We start from the raw sequence: 17672 nt of genomic DNA on the forward strand, positions 1-17672 counted from the left end.
ACGAAGTGTCGGCCCATGTCCTTTGCGGTAATTCAAATGGTCAGCCAGAGTGATGTGCTGGCGAACCTGGCCCAGGCACGCCGCCTGCTGGAACGCGCGGCGGCGGATGGCGCCAGGCTTGCGGTACTGCCGGAAAACTTCGCCGCCATGGGCCGCCGTGACATGGCCGACATCGGTCGCGCCGAGGCCTTGGGTGAAGGCCCGATCCTGCCATGGTTGAAACAGGCCGCCCGCGACCTCACCTTATGGATAGTGGCCGGCACACTACCGTTGCCACCCAAGGACCAACCGAACGCCAAGCCTAACGCCTGTTCGCTGTTGATCGATGACCGCGGTGAAATCGTCGCTCGCTACGACAAGCTGCATTTGTTCGATGTGGATGTGGCGGATGCCCGGGGTCGTTATCGCGAATCCGACGACTATGCTTTCGGAAGCAACGTGGTGGTGGCGGATACGCCGGTGGGGCGCTTGGGGCTGACGGTGTGCTATGACCTGCGCTTCCCCGAGCTGTACAGTGAGCTGCGCGCGGCGGGGGCTGAGTTGATCAGCGCGCCCTCGGCGTTTACGGCGGTGACCGGGGCGGCGCATTGGGATGTGCTGATTCGTGCACGGGCCATCGAAACCCAGTGTTACCTGCTGGCGGCTGCCCAGGGCGGTGTGCACCCGGGGCCACGGGAAACCCACGGGCACGCGGCAATTATCGACCCCTGGGGGCGGGTGTTGGCCCAACAGGATCAAGGCGAAGCGGTGTTGGTGGCCGAACGCGACAGCAAAGAACAGGCGTCGATACGGGCGCGCATGCCGGTGGTCAATCACCGGCGCTTTTTCTCGCAGGGCGCACAGCGACCTGCTTCAGAACGATGAATTTAAGGCCAAACCTATGAGCGAGTTGTTGTCCTCAGTCAGTGAACATCTCCTGGCACCCGGTGGCGTGACCATCGAAAGTCTGCAAGCCGTGCTGGGCGATCTGGCCGGACCCGGGATCGACGCGGCCGACCTGTATTTCCAGGGGCAGATTTCCGAGTCCTGGGCGTTGGAAGACGGCATCGTCAAGGAAGGCAGTTTCAACCTTGACCAGGGTGTAGGCGTTCGCGCGCAATCCGGAGAAAAAACCGGTTTTGCCTACAGCAACGCCATTACGTTGGAGGCCCTGGGCCTGGCTGCGCGTGCGGCCCGTTCGATTTCCCGTGCAGGGCAGAACGGCACGGTGCAGGCGTTCAGCACCCAGGACGTGGCGCAGTTGTACGCGCCGGATAATCCGTTGGAAGTGATCAGCCGCGCGGAGAAGGTCGAGTTGCTCAAGCGTGTGGACGCGGCGACCCGCGCCCTGGACCCGCGCATCCAGCAGGTCACCGTGAGCATGGCCGGCGTGTGGGAGCGCATCCTCGTCGCGTCTACCGACGGCGGGCTGGCGGCAGATGTGCGGCCACTGGTGCGTTTCAACGTGAGTGTGATCGTCGAGCAGAACGGCCGCCGCGAGCGCGGCGGCCATGGCGGTGGCGGGCGTACCGACTACCGTTATTTCCTCGCCGAAGACCGCGCCATGGGTTATGCCCGTGAAGCCTTGCGCCAGGCGCTGGTCAACCTGGAAGCGATTCCGGCGCCGGCCGGTACCTTGCCGGTGGTGCTGGGTTCGGGTTGGTCCGGTGTGCTGCTGCACGAAGCCGTGGGCCATGGGCTGGAAGGCGACTTCAACCGCAAGGGCAGTTCCGCCTACAGCGGGCGTATGGGCGAGATGGTCGCCTCCAAGCTGTGCACCATTGTCGATGACGGTACCTTGGCCGGTCGCCGGGGTTCGTTGAGTGTGGATGACGAGGGCACGCCCACGGAGTGCACCACCCTGATCGAAAACGGCGTACTCAAGGGCTATATGCAAGACAAGCTCAACGCCCGCCTGATGGGCGTGGCGCGCACCGGCAACGGTCGCCGCGAATCCTATGCCCACCTGCCTATGCCACGCATGACCAACACCTACATGCTCGGCGGCCAAAGCGATCCGGCAGAAATCATTGCTTCCGTGAAGCGCGGCATCTACTGCGCCAACCTCGGCGGCGGGCAGGTGGATATCACCAGCGGCAAGTTCGTGTTTTCCACCAGCGAGGCGTACTTGATCGAAGACGGCAAGATTACCGCGCCGGTCAAGGGAGCGACGTTGATTGGTAATGGGCCGGAGGCCATGAGCAAGGTGTCGATGGTCGGTAACGACCTGTCGCTGGACAGCGGCGTGGGCACGTGCGGGAAGGATGGGCAGTCGGTGCCGGTGGGCGTGGGCCAGCCAACCTTGAAAATCGATGCGATCACCGTGGGTGGCACGGGCTCGTAAGCCCGCAAGCTCCGGGTGGCGAAGGTCGCCACCCGGGGAAGAGGATCAGCGCAGGCCGCGTTGAGTCTCGTCCAGCTCACGGATGTATTTGAAGATTTTACGGCTGGTGGCCGGCGCCTTGTTATGCGCCGTTTCATGTTGGGCTTGACGGATCAGGGAGCGCAATTGCTGGCGGTCCGCTTCCGGATAGTCCAATACGAATTTCTCCAGCACGGCGTCATCGCCCTCAATCAGGCGGTCACGCCAACGTTCCAGGTTATGGAAGCGTTCGTTGTACTGGCGAGTGGAGGCATCGGTTTGATCGAGCAAGGCCAGAATGGCGTCAGTGTCCTGATCGCGCATCAGCTTGCCGATAAACATGATGTGCCGTTTGCGCGCGATATTCGCGGTGTGCTTAGGCGCATCGGCCAAGGCCCGACGCATTTCGTCGGTCAGTGGCAGTTTTGCAATCAAGTCCTTTTTGAGCGTTGTAAGGCGCTCGCCAAGGTCAACCAGAGCATGCAGCTCACGTTTGACCTGGGTTTTGCTTTTCTCCCCATCGAGGGAGTCGTCGTAAGAATCAACCATGGTGGCAGTCCGCAAAGAAACGCCGCCATGATAACCAGTCGGGGGCCGCTTGTCCGGCCCGGTCGCTCGATGGCCTTAACCGAGAGCAGAATTTGAGTGGAGAAAACCATGAGTGCAGCCCAAAGCGTCGGTCCGCAAGCGTTACCGGCACTGCAGGAACAAGTCGAGCAGATCCTTGCCGAAGCCAAGCGCCAGGGGGCCAGCGCCTGTGAGGTAGCAGTGTCGCTGGAGCAGGGGCTGTCGACTTCGGTGCGTCAGCGGGAAGTGGAGACCGTAGAATTCAATCGCGACCAAGGGTTTGGGATTACCTTGTATGTGGGCCAGCGCAAAGGTTCGGCCAGCACCTCGGCCAGTGGCCCGGAGGCGATCCGCGAGACCGTTGCCGCCGCGTTGGCAATCGCCAAGCACACCTCCGAGGATGAAAGTTCAGGCTTGGCCGACAAAGCGCTGATGGCCAAGGACCTGCAGGATTTCGACCTGTTCCACGCCTGGGATATCACGCCTGAGCAAGCCATCGAACAGGCGCTGACCTGCGAAGCCGCGGCGTTCGACGCCGATGCGCGTATCAAGAACGCCGACGGCACCACGCTGAGTACGCATCAGGGCTGCCGTGTCTACGGTAACAGCCATGGTTTTATCGGTGGCTATGCGTCCACGCGTCACAGTCTGAGTTGCGTCATGATCGCCGAAGCCGGCGGCCAGATGCAGCGTGATTACTGGTATGACGTGAACCGCCAAGGCGAGTTGCTGGCCGACCCGGCAAGCATTGGTCAGCGTGCGGCGCAGCGTGCAGCCAGTCGCTTGGGCGCACGCCCGGTGCCTACGTGTGAAGTGCCGGTACTGTTTTCCGCAGAATTGGCCGGTGGTTTGTTCGGTAGTTTTCTTGGGGCGATTTCCGGCGGCAACCTGTATCGCAAATCTTCATTCCTTGAAGGCGCAATCGGCCAGAAGCTGTTCCCGGAGTGGCTGACCATTGATGAGCGCCCGCACCTGATGCGCGCCATGGGCAGCGCCTCGTTCGACGGCGACGGCCTGGCCACGTATGCCAAGCCGTTCGTTGAGAAGGGCGAGTTGGTGTCTTATGTATTGGGCACCTACGCTGGACGCAAGCTTGGCCTGCCAAGCACCGCCAACTCCGGCGGGGTTCACAACCTGTTCGTGACCCATGGCGATGAAGACCAGGCGGCGCTGTTACGTCGCATGGGGCGCGGCCTGCTGGTGACCGAATTGATGGGCCAAGGGCTGAACATGGTGACGGGTGACTATTCCCGTGGCGCGGCGGGGTTCTGGGTGGAAAACGGTGAGATTCAGTTCGCCGTTCAAGAAGTGACGATCGCCGGCAACATGCGCGATATGTTCAAGCAGATCGTGGCCGTGGGTAACGACCTGGAATTGCGCAGCAATATTCGCACGGGCTCCGTGTTGATCGAACGGATGACAGTCGCCGGTAGCTGAACTGCGACGCTTCAGCAAAAAGGCGCGCCATATCGATAATGGCGCGCCTTTTTTTGTGCCGCTGGCGGACAGGATTAATCTGCTGTTGTTGTTTTGATTCTTAATATCATTTAATAATGAATATCATTACTGAATGAGTGTGGATCATGAGTTCTGTCTTGCATGAGGACCCGTACCTGGAAAGTTGGCGGTGGATGAGTCGTCAGATTCGCTGCGGGCTCGACCCCAATGAGCCTCGCCTGATCGAACATTACCTCAATGAGGGGCGCTATCTGGCGTGTTGCACCGCGACCCACCCGTGGACGATCGCTGAAACGTCATTTCGATTGCTCATCGACACCGCCAATGATGTCGCGCTGCCCTGGCATTGGCGCTCCTCGTGCCTGGACCAGGCCTGGCGCCCCCTGCGCGACCTGGAAAAACTCTCCCACTGTGCCTGCCGCCTCAAGCGCTGGCAGGCCTTCGCCTGGCAATTGGCGACCTGCCAATTGCTGCCATCCCTCTCTCACGCCGACTTGGTGCAAGGATCTGATGATGAGTAACACCCGTATCGAACGCGACAGCATGGGCGAACTGCAAGTCCCCGCCGAGGCCTTGTACGGTGCGCAAACCCAGCGCGCGGTGAACAACTTTCCGATCAGCCATCAGCGTATGCCCGCGCAGTTCATTCGCGCGCTTATCCTGGCCAAGGCCGCTGCCGCCAGGGCCAACGTCGACCTCAAGCAAATCAGCGAAGGGCAGGGCAAGGCCATTGTCGATGCCGCCCAAGGTTTATTGGAAGGCGACTACATGCAGCACTTTCCGGTGGATATCTTCCAGACCGGCTCCGGCACCAGCTCCAACATGAACGCCAACGAAGTGATTGCGACCCTGGCCAGCCGCTTGCTGGGCGAGGTGGTAAACCCCAATGACCACGTCAACTGCGGACAAAGCAGCAACGACATCATCCCGACCACCATTCATGTCAGCGCCGCGCTGGTGCTGCACGAGCAAACACTGCCGGCCTTGCTGCACCTGGTGCAGGTGATCGAGCACAAGGCCGAAGCGGTTCACCCGTTTATCAAGACCGGTCGTACCCACTTGATGGATGCCATGCCGGTGCGCATGAGCCAGGTGCTCAATGGCTGGGCGCAGCAGCTCAAGGCCAATGTCGGCCACCTGCAAGACCTGCTGCCGGCGCTGCAGGCGCTGGCCCAGGGTGGCACGGCGGTGGGCACTGGCATCAACGCGCACCCTGAGTTTGCCGCACGCTTCAGCCAGCACCTGAGCCACCTGACCCAGGTGACGTTCACGCCGGGCAAGAACCTGTTTGCGTTGATTGGCTCCCAGGACACCGCCGTTGCCGTCTCCGGCCAGTTGAAAGCCACTGCAGTATCGCTGATGAAGATCGCCAATGACCTGCGCTGGATGAACTCCGGCCCGTTGGCCGGCCTCGGCGAAATCGAGCTGGAAGGTCTGCAGCCGGGGTCGTCGATCATGCCGGGCAAGGTCAATCCTGTGATTCCGGAAGCCACGGCCATGGTGGCCGCCCAGGTCATCGGCAACGACACGGTGATCACTGTCGCTGGCCAGTCCGGCAACTTCGAGCTGAACGTGATGCTGCCGATCATCGCCCAGAACCTGCTCAGTAGCCTGGAGTTGCTGGCCAACGCCAGCCGTTTGCTGGCGGACAAGGCCATTGCCAGCTTCAAGGTCAACGAAGCCAAACTCAAGGAGGCGTTATCGCGCAACCCGATTCTGGTCACTGCCCTCAATCCGATCATTGGTTACCAAAAGGCCGCTGAAATCGCCAAGCAGGCTTATCAGCAGGGTCGTCCGGTGATCGATGTCGCCCTCGAACACACCGACTTGCCGCGCAGCCAACTGGAAGTCCTGCTGGACCCGGAAAAGCTCACGGCCGGCGGCGTGTAATCACCGACCCTGCTTTGGAGGCTCACCATGGAGCACTGGAAACGCACGATCGAACGGGCCAATCGCTGCTTTATGGCGGGCGAGCTGGTAGACGCCCGCGAGGCCTACTTGCAAGCCCTGGCCCTCGCCCAGGTGTTGTTCGAACGCTGGGCGGATGCCGACGAAGCCGTGGCGGCTTGCGTCATTTCCCATCACAACCTGGCAGACCTGCACCTGCGCCTGAACCAGCCTGAGGAAAGCGCGGAATACCTCTGCGCCATTCACCAGCGCCTACTGCAGGCCATGCAGGACGCGCGGCTCAGTTCGCAGTTGCGCGAGGCCGCGTTGCGCCAGAGCAGCAAAACCTATGTCGAACTGTTGAATTTCATCAGCGATCACGGCGAGTACCCGCGCACCCATCGCTTGCTGGGCGGTGCCGCGTCGCAACCGACCCCCTCTTACTATGGAGCACATTGATATGACCTACACCCTGCCGGCTTTGCCTTACGCCTACGACGCCCTCGAACCCCATATCGATGCGCAAACCATGGAAATTCACTACACCAAGCATCACCAAACCTACATCAATAACCTTAATGCCGCCGTCGAAGGCACCGAGTTCGCAGGCTGGCCGGTGGAGAAGCTGGTTTCCAGCGTTGAAAAATTACCGGAGCAATTACGCGCTGCCGTGGTCAATCAAGGAGGCGGGCATGCCAACCATTCGCTGTTCTGGGCGGTCATGTCGCCCACAGGTGGCGGAAAACCCGAGGGGGAACTGGGCAAGGCGATCGACGAGCAACTGGGTGGCTTCGACAGTTTCAAGGAGGCCTTTACCAAAGCGGCGTTGACCCGTTTCGGCAGCGGCTGGGCCTGGTTGAGCGTCACCCCGCAAAAGACCTTGGTGGTGGAAAGCAGCGGCAACCAGGACAGCCCGCTGATGAGCGGCAACACGCCGATCCTCGGTTTGGACGTTTGGGAGCACGCCTATTACTTGCTGTATCAAAACCGACGACCGGAGTACATCAATGCATTCTATAGCGTCATTAACTGGCCCGAGGTCGCCGCGCGCTACCAGGCCGCTTCGGCCTGATATTCACCCTATAACAAGATCTAAGGCCGACTATGGGTACTGAAACACTGGCGATTAGCAGCGTGCGATTATTTCGCTACGCGTTAGGCTCCCTGCTTGTATTAGTCGGTACGGCATTGCTGGTGGCCCATGGGCTAGCCTGGCTCGACCTGGAGCCACGCATCTTGCGCGCCTTGCAAGGCGGGGCGATTTGCGCACTCGGCACCGCCTTGGGCGCGGTGCCGGTGCTGGTGATCCGCCGAATGCCAGCGGCGCTGAGCGATACCTTGCTGGGGTTTGGGGCGGGGGTAATGCTGGCGGCGACCGCCTTTTCGCTGGTCGTGCCGGGCATTGCCGCCGCTGAAAGCCTGGGATTGTCACCCTGGGGCGCGGCTGGTTTGATCAGCTTCGGCATTATGCTGGGTGCATTCGGGCTCTATCTCGTGGACCGCAAGGTCTCCGGCGCCAGCCCGGAAATGCTGGTGGGCACGCCGGATAAGCCGGTTATCCCGCCGCGCATCTGGCTGTTTGTGTTTGCCATCATTGCCCACAACATTCCGGAAGGCATGGCCGTGGGGGTTTCTGCGGGTGGCGGCATGGCGGATGCAGACAGCCTCGCCATGGGCATTGCCCTGCAGGACGTACCGGAAGGCCTGGTGATCGCGCTGGTACTGGCTGGGGCGGGAATGTCGCGGATCAAGGCGTTCCTGATCGGCGCTGCGTCAGGTTTGGTCGAACCGGTCTTTGCAGTGCTGTGCGCGTGGTTGGTGAGCCTTGCCGAAGTGCTGTTGCCCCTGGGGCTGGCGCTGGCTGCTGGCGCGATGCTGCTGGTGGTGACCCATGAGGTCATCCCCGAGTCACGCCGAAACGGTCACGATAAGCTCGCCAGCCTGGGGTTGTGCATCGGGTTCTGCTTGATGATGATGATGGATACGGCGTTGGGATGAAGCTTGCTCCTACAGCGGAAGGCGGTTATTCGCCTTCATCAAAGTAATTGTTAATCAGCGCCACCAATGCGTCCATGGCTTCCTGCTCTTGCTCACCCTCGGTTTTCAGGTGGATTTTGGTGCCCTTGCCTGCGGCAAGCATCATCATCGCCATGATGCTTTTACCGTCGACCATGGTTTCCGGCGTGCGCCCTGCACGGATTTGGCAGGGAAACTGCCCGGCAACGCCGACAAACTTGGCTGAGGCCCGGGCGTGCAAACCCAGCTTGTTGATGATTTCAATTTCCCGAGCCGGCATCGCAGTGGTGTTCCTTTCAGCTAAGGTCGCGGTGGCGAACCTGGACATTCTTGAGGGTTTGTTGCAACACCTGGCCGAGCCGTTCCGTCAGGTAGACGGAGCGGTGGTGGCCACCGGTGCAGCCAATGGCAATGGTGACATAGGCGCGATTGCTCGCGGCAAAGCGCGGTAACCATTTGAGCAGGTAGGTGGAGATGTCCTGGAACATCTCTTCCACATCCGCTTGTGCCGCCAGATAGTCGATCACGGGCTGATCGAGCCCGGACTGATCGCGCAACTCCGGCTTCCAATAAGGATTGGGCAAGCAGCGCACGTCGAACACCAGGTCGGCGTCCACCGGCATGCCACGCTTGAAACCAAATGACTCGACCAGAAACGCCGTGCCAGGCTCCGGCTGATTCAGCAATCGCAGTTTGATCGCATCGCGCAGCTGGTACAGGTTCAGGTTAGTGGTGTTGATCTTGAGGTCGGCCAGATCGATGATCGGCCCCAGCAGCTTGGTCTCGTCCTGGATGGCTTCCGCCAGCGAGCGGTTGGCGCTGCTGAGCGGATGGCGTCGACGGGTTTCGGAGAAACGCTTGAGCAGGGTTTCTTCGTCGGCATCCAGGTACAGCACGTCGCAATGAATATGCTTGGCGCGCACTTCTTCAAGCAGTTCGGGGAAGCGCGAGAGATGGCTGGGCAGGTTGCGGGCGTCGATCGACACGGCGACCAGCGGTTGCGCCAGTTCGGTGTGGATCAGGGCGCGCTCGGCCAATTCCGGCAGCAGGCCGGCGGGCAGGTTGTCGATGCAATAAAAGCCGCTGTCTTCAAGCACATTGAGGGCAGTGCTCTTGCCCGAGCCGGAACGGCCACTGACGATGATCAAACGCATGATTATTGCCCGCTTTGCTCATCCAGGACGACCTGATACAACGCCTCATTACTTTCGGCACTGCGCAGTTTATCGCGTACTTCCTTGCGGTCGAGCATGCTGGCGATCTGCCGGAGCAGTTCCAGGTGCGCATCGGTGGCGGCTTCCGGGACCAGCAGGACGAACAGCAGATCAACCGGGGCACCGTCGATGGCGTCGAAATCGATGGGTTTTTCCAAGTGCAGTAGGGCACTGACGGGCGTGACGCAGCCTTTGAGGCGGCAGTGAGGAATGGCTATGCCGTTACCAAAACCGGTCGAACCGAGTTTTTCACGGGCAAACAGCGCCTCGAACACGTCCTGCATCTCCAGACCCGGCACTTCGCGCGCGATCAGGTTGGCAATTTGTTCGAGGGCTTTTTTCTTGCTGCCGCCCGGCACGTTCACGAGGGAACGGCCGGGGGTCAGGATGGTTTCAAGTCGGATCATGGGGGGAGAGTTAACGACCTGTACCTTGCATCAGGTGCAGATTCTTTTCCTTATGCTTTTTGAGTTGGCGGTCAAGCTTGTCGGTGAGCAAGTCGATCGATGCATACATGTCTTCATGCTCGGCGTTAGCAACCACTTCGCCACCGGGTATCTGCAGGGTCGCTTCAATTTTCTGCTGAAGCTTATCGACCTTCATGATGACCTGCACGTTGGTGATCTTGTCGAAATGTCCTTCAAGCTTTTTCAGCTTCTGTTCGACGTATTCGCGCATGGGTGGGGTGACTTCTACATGGTGTCCACTGATGTTGACTTGCATACAGCTTCTCCTTCGTTGCCAGTGCATAAAGCGGCAGGCGAAAAGCGCCTGCCACTGGAACGCTGTGCCCCGCCCGTCACATCAAACGCTTTCGCTCGCTGGAAGGCGCGATCCCGAGAGACTCGCGGTACTTGGCGACGGTTCGACGGGCGACCTGAATGCCTTGTGCCTCCAGTAAACCAGCGATCTTGCTGTCACTCAACGGCTTTTTCTGATTTTCCGCGGCAACCAGTTTTTTGATGATCGCGCGGATCGCCGTGGACGAGCATTCACCGCCTTCGGAGGTGCTTACATGGCTGGAGAAAAAGTATTTCAGCTCATAAATGCCCCGTGGGGTATGCATGAACTTTTGCGTGGTCACCCGTGAAATCGTCGATTCGTGCATGCCGACTGCTTCAGCGATGTCGTGCAGTACCAGCGGCTTCATCGCCTCGTCGCCATATTCCAGGAAGCCGCGTTGGTGCTCGACGATCTGGGTGGCGACTTTCATCAGGGTTTCGTTGCGGCTTTGCAGGCTCTTGATGAACCAGCGTGCTTCCTGCAGCTGGTTGCGCATGAACGTGTTGTCGGCGCTGGTATCGGCGCGGCGCACGAAGCCGGCGTATTGCGGATTGACCCGCAGGCGTGGCACCGATTCCTGGTTCAGTTCCACCAGCCAGCGCTCGTTGTCCTTGCGCACGATCACATCAGGCACGACATATTCTGCTTCGCTGGACTCGATCTGCGAGCCCGGCCGAGGGTTGAGGCTCTGAACCAGCTCGATGACCTGACGCAGCTCGTCTTCCTTGAGCTTCATGCGGCGCATCAGCTGGCTGTAGTCGCGGCTGCCGAGCAGATCGATGTAGTCGCTGACCAGGCGCTTGGCTTCAGCGAGCCAGGGGGTCTTGGCCGGTAGCTGGCGCAGTTGCAGCAACAGGCACTCGCTGAGCGTACGGGCGCCAATGCCGGCGGGCTCGAATTGCTGGATACGGTGCAGGACGGCTTCGATCTCGTCCAGTTCGATATCCAGCTCCGGGTCGAAGGCCTCAAGAATTTCTTCGAGCGTTTCGTCCAGATAACCCTGGTTATTGATGCAGTCGATCAGGGTGACGGCGATCAAGCGATCGGTGTCGGACATCGGTGCCAGGTTCAGTTGCCACAGCAAGTGGCTCTGCAGGCTCTCGCCGACCGACGTACGGGTGGTGAAGTCCCATTCGTCGTCGTCATTGCTGGGCAGGCTGCTGGCGCTGGTCTGGTAGACGTCTTCCCATGCGGTGTCCACCGGAAGCTCGTTGGGAATGCGTTCGTTCCATTCGCCGTCCTCGAGGTTGTCCACCGTAGGGGCGGTTTCCTGATAGGACGGTTCCTGTACATCAGGATTGGGCTTTTGCTCGATATTGTCGGCCAAGGGGTCGGTGTTGTCGAAGTCGTCGCCTTCTTCCTGGCGTTCGAGCATCGGATTGGACTCCAGGGCCTCCTGGATTTCCTGTTGCAGGTCCAGGGTCGACAATTGGAGCAGGCGGATGGCCTGTTGCAGCTGCGGTGTCATCGTCAGCTGCTGGCCCATTCTCAGGACTAGCGATGGTTTCATGGCAGGGGCTTAACACCTTATTCGCCGGCGCAATGCGCCATCCACGACAGGGCGCGTGAGCGCCAAACATAAGCAAATTATATGCCTGATATCGGGGCCTTTGCCTAGAGCGCGGTAACAATAAAAAAGCTGAGTTTTTTATTGACTCGCTCGCGCGCTCGCAAATGGCCCGATATCACCGTGTTTACAGGCGGAACTCGTGACCCAGATAAACTTCTTTCACCAGTTCGTTGGCCAGGATAGTCGCGGAATCCCCTTCGGCAATCAGCTGCCCATCGTTGACGATATAAGCGGTTTCGCAGATATCGAGGGTTTCACGGACGTTGTGGTCGGTGATCAGCACACCGATGCCCTTGGCCTTGAGGTGGTGAATGATCTGCTTGATGTCGCCCACCGAAATCGGGTCAACGCCAGCGAACGGTTCGTCCAGCAAGATGAATTTGGGGGCAGTTGCCAGGGCGCGGGCGATCTCCACGCGGCGACGCTCACCACCGGACAAGCTCATGCCGAGGTTGTCGCGAATGTGGTTGATGTGGAATTCCTGCAACAGGCTTTCCAGTTCCTTGCGGCGGCCGTCGCGGTCGAGTTCCTTGCGGGTCTCGAGGATTGCCATAATGTTGTCGGCTACCGACAGTTTGCGAAAGATCGACGCCTCCTGCGGAAGATAGCCGATACCTGCACGCGCACGGCCGTGCATCGGCTGGTGGCTGACGTCCAGGTCATCGATCAATACACGCCCCTGGTCCGCCTGGACCAGCCCGACGATCATGTAGAAGCATGTGGTCTTGCCGGCGCCGTTGGGGCCAAGCAGGCCGACAATCTGGCCGCTGTCGATCGACAGGCTCACATCGCGTACCACCTGGCGGCTTTTATAGGCCTTGGCCAGATGCTGGGCTTTCAGGGTTGCCATTACTCGGCCTTCTTCTTCGGCTGGATGACCATGTCGATCCGTGGGCGAGGCGCGGTGACCTTGTTGCCATTGGCGCGACCCGCCTGGGCGACCTGGGTCTGGGTGTTGTAGACGATCTTCTCGCCTTCGGTGGAGTTACCGTCGGCACTGAGCACCTTGGCCTGGTCGATCAATACGATGCGATTTTGCTGGGCATGGTACTGGATAGTCTTGCCATAGCCTTTCATCGGCCCTGGGTCTTCTGCCTTTTGCTTCTGCTCGAAGTAAGCCAGGTTGCCCACCGAGGTCACGACGTCGATATCGCCGGCCTGGGTGCGAGTCAGTGTCACCGTATTACCGGTGATCTTCATCGAGCCTTGGGTGATGATCACGCCACCGGTGTAGGTCGCGACGCCTTGCTTGTCATCCAGCTGCGCATCGTCGGCCGAGATGTGGATCGGTTGCTGGCTATCGTTCGGCAGAGCCCAGGCGCTCACGCTTCCCAGTGCTGCGCCCAGACCGAGCAAAATAGGGAGGGTTTTAACGAGCCTCATACTGTCCTCTTACGTTCGATAGCAGGTGTATCCTGCTTTCTTTCAAATACGCTTTCATTCCCTTGCCGGTCGATACACCGCCAGCGCCGTCGATTCTAACGTCTTGCTCGGTCTGCGCATATTGCTGTTGTGGGAATACCGTCATGCGACTGCTGGTAATAATGGTGTCCCGGTTCTGCGCGTCTGTACGTGCGACGCGCACCGAGTCGATCAGTTCGATTTCGGTGCCGTCCGGATTGACCTCGCCACGCAGGCTGGTGACGTGCCATGGCAGTTCGGTGCCACGGTACATGTTCAAGTCCGGGTTGGTCAGCAGGCTGACTTCCGAGGCTTTCAAGCGCTCGACCTTGTCGGAGACCAACTCGTACTGCACCTTGCCATCGGGCAGGAACTGCACGGTATGGGTGTTGGTGGCGAAGTTGTCGATGATGCTTTCATCCACCTGCACGACAGGCTTGTCGAGAAAGCGCTCCGGGCTGATATTCCAGTAGCCCACCGCGAGCAATAGCGCGGCGATGGCTCCGAATAGCAGGAAGTTGCGAATCTTTTTGCTCAGCATATAACGCTCTATAAGTAGGCGGCGTGGGCCGCTTCAAGACTGCCCTGGGCACGCAGGATCAACTCGCAGAACTCGCGGGCGGCACCTTCGCCACCGCGGGCGGCGGTAATGCCATGGGCGTGTTCACGCACAAACGCTGCGGCATTGGCGACGGCCATGCCCAGGCCTACCCGACGGATCACCGGCAGGTCAGGCAGATCGTCACCCAGATAGGCGACTTGTTCATAGCTTAGGTTGAGTTGGCCAAGAAGCTCGTCCAGCACCACCAGTTTATCCTCGCGGCCTTGATACAGGTGAGCAATTCCGAGGTTTTGTGCGCGGCGTTCCACAACGGGGGTCTTTCGGCCGCTGATAATCGCTGTTTGCACGCCTGCCGCCATCAACATCTTGATGCCCTGGCCGTCGAGGGTGTTGAACGTCTTGAATTCGCTGCCGTCTTCGAGAAAGTACAGGCGGCCATCGGTCAGCACGCCATCGACGTCGAATATCGCCAACTTGATGTTTTTACCGCGTTGCAATAGGTCGCTGGTCATTTACATCACTCCTGCACGCAACAAGTCGTGCATGTTCAAGGCGCCGATAGGGTGGTCGTGGTCATCGACCACCACCAGCGCGCCGATCTTGTGGTCTTCCATGATCTTCAGGGCTTCGGCTGCAAGCATTTCGGGGCGCGCGGTCTTGCCGTGGGGCGTCATCACGGCATCGATGGTTGCGGTATGGATGTCGATGGCCCGGTCCAGGGTGCGCCGCAAATCACCGTCGGTGAACACGCCGGCCAGTCGGCCATCGGCTTCCAGGATCACGGTCATGCCCAGGCCCTTGCGGGTCATTTCCATCAGCGCGTCCTTGAGCAAGGTGCCGCGTTGCACGTGAGGTAGTTCATCGCCCGCATGCATGACGTTTTCCACTTTCAACAGCAAGCGACGGCCCAGGGCGCCACCGGGGTGCGAAAATGCGAAATCTTCAGCGGTGAACCCGCGAGCCTCAAGCAGCGCCACCGCCAGCGCGTCGCCCATGACCAGTGCCGCAGTCGTCGACGAGGTGGGCGCGAGGTTCAGCGGGCAGGCTTCATGGGCGACATGAACGTTCAAGTTCACTTCGGCGGCCTTGGCCAGTGTCGATTCCGGGTTGCCGGTGACGCTGATCATCTTGATGCCCAGGCGCTTGATCAGCGGCAGCAGGGTGACGATTTCGTTGGTGGTGCCGGAGTTGGACAATGCGAGAATCACGTCATCCTTGGTAATCATGCCCATATCACCATGGCTGGCTTCGGCCGGGTGCACGAAGAACGCTGTGGTTCCGGTGCTGGCCAGCGTAGCGGCGATCTTGTTGCCGACGTGGCCGGACTTGCCCATGCCAACCACGACAACGCGGCCTTTGCTGGCCAGAATCATCTCGCAGGCGCGTACGAAATCTGCGTCGATATGCGCCAGCAAACCTTCTACGGCTTCCAGCTCGAGGCGGATGGTGCGTTGTGCGGATTGGATGAGGTCGCTGGATTGGCTCATGTCTGAAGTCGTATAGCCTGACGAAAAGGCGGCGATTATAGCGGTAATGATCGATTCGCTCACATAAGTTCGTCAGGCTTTATTCTGAGCGTCTCCAGGATTCGTCTGAATAACATAGCCGGCAACGTTTTTCGCTGTGCTGAATCTGAACAAGCGCTGTTCCGGCCTTGGGGGCTCTGCACCAGCAGTGATATAGTTCGCGGCCAGTTCGGTCCGCCCAACCCATGGCGTAACTATTGCACATCCGTTGCAAACCAAAATCGCATACATGGTGTCTGAGTGAAAGGCTGCATCCCAAGGAGATTAGATGAGTGCCGATAACGCCTACGCGGTCGAGCTGAAGGGCCTTTCCTTCAAGCGCGGTACGCGCAGCATCTTCAATAACGTCGATATTCGCATTCCTCGCGGAAAAGTCACGGGCATCATGGGGCCTTCCGGTTGCGGCAAGACCACCTTGTTGCGCCTGATGGGCATGCAATTGCGCCCCAGTGCCGGCGAAGTGTGGGTCAACGGCCAGAACCTGCCGACGCTGTCGCGCAGCGATCTGTTCGATGCGCGCAAGCACATGGGGGTACTGTTCCAGAGCGGTGCGCTGTTTACCGACCTCGATGTTTTCGAAAACGTAGCGTTCCCGCTGCGGGTGCATACCCAGCTGTCCGATGAAATGATTCGTGACATTGTGTTGCTCAAGCTGCAGGCCGTAGGGCTTCGCGGGGCCATCGACCTGATGCCTGACGAATTGTCCGGTGGCATGAAGCGTCGTGTCGCCCTGGCGCGAGCCATCGCCCTCGACCCGCAGATCCTGATGTATGACGAGCCTTTCGTAGGCCAGGACCCCATCGCCATGGGCGTACTGGTGCGCCTGATCCGTCTGCTCAACGATGCCTTGGGCATCACCAGCATCGTGGTATCTCACGATCTGGCCGAAACCGCGAGCATCGCTGACTACCTCTATGTAGTGGGTGATGGCCAGGTGCTGGGGCAGGGGACGCCAGAAGAGCTGATGAACGCCGATAACCCGCGCATTCGCCAATTCATGACCGGCGATCCTGATGGCCCGGTGCCTTTTCACTTTCCGGCAGCGGACTACCGCGCAGATCTTCTGGGGAAGCGCTGATGCGCAAGACATCTATTATCGAAAAGGTTCGCCTTTTCGGTCGCTCGGGCATCGACATCGTCGAAGTCCTCGGGCGTTCGACTATTTTCCTGTTTCACGCCTTGCTCGGCCGCGGCGGCATCGGCGGCGGCTTTGGCTTGCTGCTCAAACAACTGCATGCGGTCGGCGTGATGTCCCTGGTGATCATCGTGGTCTCCGGGATGTTCATCGGCATGGTGCTGGCGCTGCAAGGCTTCAACATTCTGTCCAGCTACGGTTCAGAACAGGCGGTAGGGCAGATGGTTGCCCTGACGCTATTGCGTGAACTGGGGCCGGTGGTCACCGCGTTGCTGTTCGCCGGGCGTGCAGGTTCTGCGTTGACCGCCGAAATCGGTAACATGAAGTCCACCGAACAGCTGTCCAGCCTGGAAATGATCGGCGTGGACCCGCTCAAGTACATTGTTGCCCCGCGCCTGTGGGCCGGCTTCATTTCCCTTCCGCTGCTGGCAATGATCTTCAGCGTGGTCGGGATCTGGGGCGGTTCGTGGGTGGCGGTGGACTGGTTGGGCGTCTACGACGGTTCCTACTGGGCCAACATGCAAAACAGCGTGACCTTCACGGGTGACGTGCTCAACGGCATCATAAAGAGCATCGTCTTCGCCTTTGTAGTGACCTGGATCGCCGTATTCCAAGGCTATGACTGTGAGCCCACTTCAGAAGGGATCAGTCGCGCCACCACCAAGACCGTTGTATACGCCTCGCTGGCGGTACTGGGCCTTGACTTCATTTTGACCGCCTTGATGTTTGGAGATTTCTGATGCAAAACCGCACTGTGGAGATCGGTGTCGGCCTTTTCTTGCTGGCTGGCATCCTGGCTTTACTGTTGCTGGCCCTGCGGGTCAGTGGCCTGTCGGCCAGCCCCACCGCCGACACATATAAACTTTATGCGTACTTCGACAATATCGCCGGTTTGACGGTCAGAGCTAAAGTGACCATGGCCGGTGTGACCATCGGCAAGGTCACGGCAATCGATCTGGATCGCGACAGCTTCACCGGCCGAGTGACGATGCAGTTGGACAAGAAGGTAGATAATCTGCCGACTGACTCCACGGCATCTATCCTCACTGCTGGCCTGCTGGGCGAGAAGTACATCGGTGTCAGCGTAGGTGGGGAAACAGCCCTGCTCAAGGATGGCTCGACCATCCACGACACACAGTCGTCGTTGGTGCTTGAAGACCTGATCGGTAAATTCCTGCTCAACACGGTCAATAAAGACGCCAAATGAGGAAT

The 17672-nt window shown here is 59.7% G+C and carries 22 protein-coding genes; 11 read left to right on the top strand and 11 right to left on the bottom strand.

Annotated features, from left to right (window positions below):
• The first annotated feature begins 15 nt into the window (after positions 1 to 15).
• Positions 16 to 864: a carbon-nitrogen hydrolase family protein gene (locus C4J88_RS04250; protein WP_124365833.1), complete on the top strand. Its 849-nt coding sequence runs from the start codon at positions 16 to 18 to the stop codon at positions 862 to 864.
• Positions 865 to 880: 16 nt separating this feature from the next.
• Entirely contained in the window at positions 881 to 2323 is a 1443-nt protein-coding gene (gene tldD, locus C4J88_RS04255; protein WP_124406287.1) for a metalloprotease TldD, read from the top strand.
• A gap of 45 nt (positions 2324 to 2368) precedes the next feature.
• Here tldD and yjgA read toward each other — a convergent pair whose 3' ends face one another.
• Positions 2369 to 2890 carry a ribosome biogenesis factor YjgA gene (gene yjgA / locus C4J88_RS04260; protein ID WP_124365834.1) on the bottom strand — a complete coding sequence of 174 codons (522 nt, stop codon included), beginning with the start codon at positions 2888 to 2890 and terminating at the stop codon, positions 2369 to 2371.
• A 108-nt stretch (positions 2891 to 2998) separates the two neighbouring features.
• On the opposite strand from yjgA, the gene pmbA reads away from it, so the two are divergent.
• The 6 genes from pmbA to C4J88_RS04290 all read left to right on the top strand — a co-directional run bounded on the left by pmbA (position 2999) and on the right by C4J88_RS04290 (position 8251).
• Entirely contained in the window at positions 2999 to 4345 is a 1347-nt protein-coding gene (gene pmbA, locus C4J88_RS04265; RefSeq protein ID WP_124406288.1) for a metalloprotease PmbA, read from the top strand.
• Positions 4346 to 4491: 146 nt separating this feature from the next.
• Complete coding sequence (locus tag C4J88_RS04270) at positions 4492 to 4887, top strand: FagA protein (protein WP_124365836.1); 396 nt, start codon at positions 4492 to 4494, stop codon at positions 4885 to 4887.
• Positions 4880 to 6256, top strand: coding sequence for a lyase family protein (locus tag C4J88_RS04275; protein ID WP_124361308.1), 1377 nt, complete (start codon positions 4880 to 4882; stop codon positions 6254 to 6256). Before C4J88_RS04270 ends, C4J88_RS04275 begins: the two co-directional genes overlap by 8 nt.
• A gap of 27 nt (positions 6257 to 6283) precedes the next feature.
• Complete coding sequence (locus C4J88_RS04280) at positions 6284 to 6712, top strand: hypothetical protein (RefSeq protein WP_124365838.1); 429 nt, start codon at positions 6284 to 6286, stop codon at positions 6710 to 6712.
• A 1-nt stretch (position 6713) separates the two neighbouring features.
• Positions 6714 to 7325 (top strand): superoxide dismutase, encoded by a 612-nt coding sequence (locus tag C4J88_RS04285; protein ID WP_124406289.1) that lies wholly within the window; start codon positions 6714 to 6716, stop codon positions 7323 to 7325.
• A 32-nt stretch (positions 7326 to 7357) separates the two neighbouring features.
• Positions 7358 to 8251, top strand: a complete 894-nt coding sequence (locus C4J88_RS04290) for a ZIP family metal transporter (RefSeq protein WP_124406290.1) — start codon at positions 7358 to 7360, stop codon at positions 8249 to 8251.
• 25 nt (positions 8252 to 8276) lie between these two features.
• Here the strand turns inward: C4J88_RS04290 and C4J88_RS04295 are convergent, their stop codons facing one another.
• From C4J88_RS04295 to C4J88_RS04340, 10 genes are all read right to left on the bottom strand, one after another.
• A complete protein-coding gene (locus C4J88_RS04295) occupies positions 8277 to 8549 on the bottom strand; it encodes an HPr family phosphocarrier protein (protein WP_124408589.1) in 273 nt (90 codons plus the stop codon).
• Between the two features lie 16 nt (positions 8550 to 8565).
• Positions 8566 to 9423, bottom strand: a complete 858-nt coding sequence (gene rapZ / locus C4J88_RS04300; RefSeq protein WP_124361313.1) for an RNase adapter RapZ — start codon at positions 9421 to 9423, stop codon at positions 8566 to 8568.
• A gap of 2 nt (positions 9424 to 9425) precedes the next feature.
• Positions 9426 to 9890, bottom strand: coding sequence for a PTS IIA-like nitrogen regulatory protein PtsN (gene ptsN, locus C4J88_RS04305; RefSeq protein ID WP_124365842.1), 465 nt, complete (start codon positions 9888 to 9890; stop codon positions 9426 to 9428).
• 10 nt (positions 9891 to 9900) lie between these two features.
• Positions 9901 to 10206 carry a ribosome hibernation-promoting factor, HPF/YfiA family gene (gene hpf, locus C4J88_RS04310; protein ID WP_057724572.1) on the bottom strand — a complete coding sequence of 102 codons (306 nt, stop codon included), beginning with the start codon at positions 10204 to 10206 and terminating at the stop codon, positions 9901 to 9903.
• Between the two features lie 76 nt (positions 10207 to 10282).
• Positions 10283 to 11776, bottom strand: a complete 1494-nt coding sequence (locus tag C4J88_RS04315; protein WP_057724573.1) for an RNA polymerase factor sigma-54 — start codon at positions 11774 to 11776, stop codon at positions 10283 to 10285.
• Positions 11777 to 11960: 184 nt separating this feature from the next.
• Complete coding sequence (gene lptB, locus C4J88_RS04320) at positions 11961 to 12686, bottom strand: LPS export ABC transporter ATP-binding protein (RefSeq protein ID WP_003171806.1); 726 nt, start codon at positions 12684 to 12686, stop codon at positions 11961 to 11963.
• The gene (lptA, locus tag C4J88_RS04325; RefSeq protein WP_043050759.1) at positions 12686 to 13219 is read right to left on the bottom strand and encodes a lipopolysaccharide transport periplasmic protein LptA; all 534 of its coding nucleotides are present in this window, start codon (positions 13217 to 13219) and stop codon (positions 12686 to 12688) included. The genes lptB and lptA overlap by 1 nt, the downstream gene beginning before the upstream one ends.
• On the bottom strand, positions 13206 to 13778 hold the full coding sequence (gene lptC / locus C4J88_RS04330; protein WP_124406291.1) for an LPS export ABC transporter periplasmic protein LptC: 573 nt from the start codon (positions 13776 to 13778) through the stop codon (positions 13206 to 13208). The genes lptA and lptC overlap by 14 nt, the downstream gene beginning before the upstream one ends.
• A gap of 8 nt (positions 13779 to 13786) precedes the next feature.
• Complete coding sequence (locus C4J88_RS04335; protein WP_124365844.1) at positions 13787 to 14311, bottom strand: HAD family hydrolase; 525 nt, start codon at positions 14309 to 14311, stop codon at positions 13787 to 13789.
• On the bottom strand, positions 14312 to 15286 hold the full coding sequence (locus C4J88_RS04340; protein WP_124361317.1) for a KpsF/GutQ family sugar-phosphate isomerase: 975 nt from the start codon (positions 15284 to 15286) through the stop codon (positions 14312 to 14314).
• 307 nt (positions 15287 to 15593) lie between these two features.
• On the opposite strand from C4J88_RS04340, the gene C4J88_RS04345 reads away from it, so the two are divergent.
• From C4J88_RS04345 to mlaD, 3 genes are read left to right on the top strand one after another with little or no spacing between them, the layout of a single operon-like run.
• Positions 15594 to 16403: an ATP-binding cassette domain-containing protein gene (locus C4J88_RS04345; RefSeq protein WP_057724577.1), complete on the top strand. Its 810-nt coding sequence runs from the start codon at positions 15594 to 15596 to the stop codon at positions 16401 to 16403.
• A complete protein-coding gene (mlaE, locus tag C4J88_RS04350; protein ID WP_124365846.1) occupies positions 16403 to 17200 on the top strand; it encodes a lipid asymmetry maintenance ABC transporter permease subunit MlaE in 798 nt (265 codons plus the stop codon). Before C4J88_RS04345 ends, mlaE begins: the two co-directional genes overlap by 1 nt.
• Positions 17200 to 17667 (top strand): outer membrane lipid asymmetry maintenance protein MlaD, encoded by a 468-nt coding sequence (gene mlaD / locus C4J88_RS04355; protein WP_003171814.1) that lies wholly within the window; start codon positions 17200 to 17202, stop codon positions 17665 to 17667. The genes mlaE and mlaD overlap by 1 nt, the downstream gene beginning before the upstream one ends.
• Positions 17668 to 17672: the final 5 nt, after the last annotated feature.

Origin of the sequence: Pseudomonas sp. R4-39-08, assembly GCF_003852275.1 — a bacterium.
Classification (GTDB): domain Bacteria; phylum Pseudomonadota; class Gammaproteobacteria; order Pseudomonadales; family Pseudomonadaceae; genus Aquipseudomonas.

Coding starts and splice junctions, on each gene's coding strand:
- C4J88_RS04250 (WP_124365833.1), top strand. CDS start 16: ATGTCCTTTGCGGTAATTCAAATGGTCAGCCAGAGTGATGTGCTGGCG.
- tldD (WP_124406287.1), top strand. CDS start 881: ATGAGCGAGTTGTTGTCCTCAGTCAGTGAACATCTCCTGGCACCCGGT.
- yjgA (WP_124365834.1), bottom strand. CDS start 2,890: ATGGTTGATTCTTACGACGACTCCCTCGATGGGGAGAAAAGCAAAACC.
- pmbA (WP_124406288.1), top strand. CDS start 2,999: ATGAGTGCAGCCCAAAGCGTCGGTCCGCAAGCGTTACCGGCACTGCAG.
- C4J88_RS04270 (WP_124365836.1), top strand. CDS start 4,492: ATGAGTTCTGTCTTGCATGAGGACCCGTACCTGGAAAGTTGGCGGTGG.
- C4J88_RS04275 (WP_124361308.1), top strand. CDS start 4,880: ATGAGTAACACCCGTATCGAACGCGACAGCATGGGCGAACTGCAAGTC.
- C4J88_RS04280 (WP_124365838.1), top strand. CDS start 6,284: ATGGAGCACTGGAAACGCACGATCGAACGGGCCAATCGCTGCTTTATG.
- C4J88_RS04285 (WP_124406289.1), top strand. CDS start 6,714: ATGACCTACACCCTGCCGGCTTTGCCTTACGCCTACGACGCCCTCGAA.
- C4J88_RS04290 (WP_124406290.1), top strand. CDS start 7,358: ATGGGTACTGAAACACTGGCGATTAGCAGCGTGCGATTATTTCGCTAC.
- C4J88_RS04295 (WP_124408589.1), bottom strand. CDS start 8,549: ATGCCGGCTCGGGAAATTGAAATCATCAACAAGCTGGGTTTGCACGCC.
- rapZ (WP_124361313.1), bottom strand. CDS start 9,423: ATGCGTTTGATCATCGTCAGTGGCCGTTCCGGCTCGGGCAAGAGCACT.
- ptsN (WP_124365842.1), bottom strand. CDS start 9,890: ATGATCCGACTTGAAACCATCCTGACCCCCGGCCGTTCCCTCGTGAAC.
- hpf (WP_057724572.1), bottom strand. CDS start 10,206: ATGCAAGTCAACATCAGTGGACACCATGTAGAAGTCACCCCACCCATG.
- C4J88_RS04315 (WP_057724573.1), bottom strand. CDS start 11,776: ATGAAACCATCGCTAGTCCTGAGAATGGGCCAGCAGCTGACGATGACA.
- lptB (WP_003171806.1), bottom strand. CDS start 12,686: ATGGCAACCCTGAAAGCCCAGCATCTGGCCAAGGCCTATAAAAGCCGC.
- lptA (WP_043050759.1), bottom strand. CDS start 13,219: ATGAGGCTCGTTAAAACCCTCCCTATTTTGCTCGGTCTGGGCGCAGCA.
- lptC (WP_124406291.1), bottom strand. CDS start 13,778: ATGCTGAGCAAAAAGATTCGCAACTTCCTGCTATTCGGAGCCATCGCC.
- C4J88_RS04335 (WP_124365844.1), bottom strand. CDS start 14,311: ATGACCAGCGACCTATTGCAACGCGGTAAAAACATCAAGTTGGCGATA.
- C4J88_RS04340 (WP_124361317.1), bottom strand. CDS start 15,286: ATGAGCCAATCCAGCGACCTCATCCAATCCGCACAACGCACCATCCGC.
- C4J88_RS04345 (WP_057724577.1), top strand. CDS start 15,594: ATGAGTGCCGATAACGCCTACGCGGTCGAGCTGAAGGGCCTTTCCTTC.
- mlaE (WP_124365846.1), top strand. CDS start 16,403: ATGCGCAAGACATCTATTATCGAAAAGGTTCGCCTTTTCGGTCGCTCG.
- mlaD (WP_003171814.1), top strand. CDS start 17,200: ATGCAAAACCGCACTGTGGAGATCGGTGTCGGCCTTTTCTTGCTGGCT.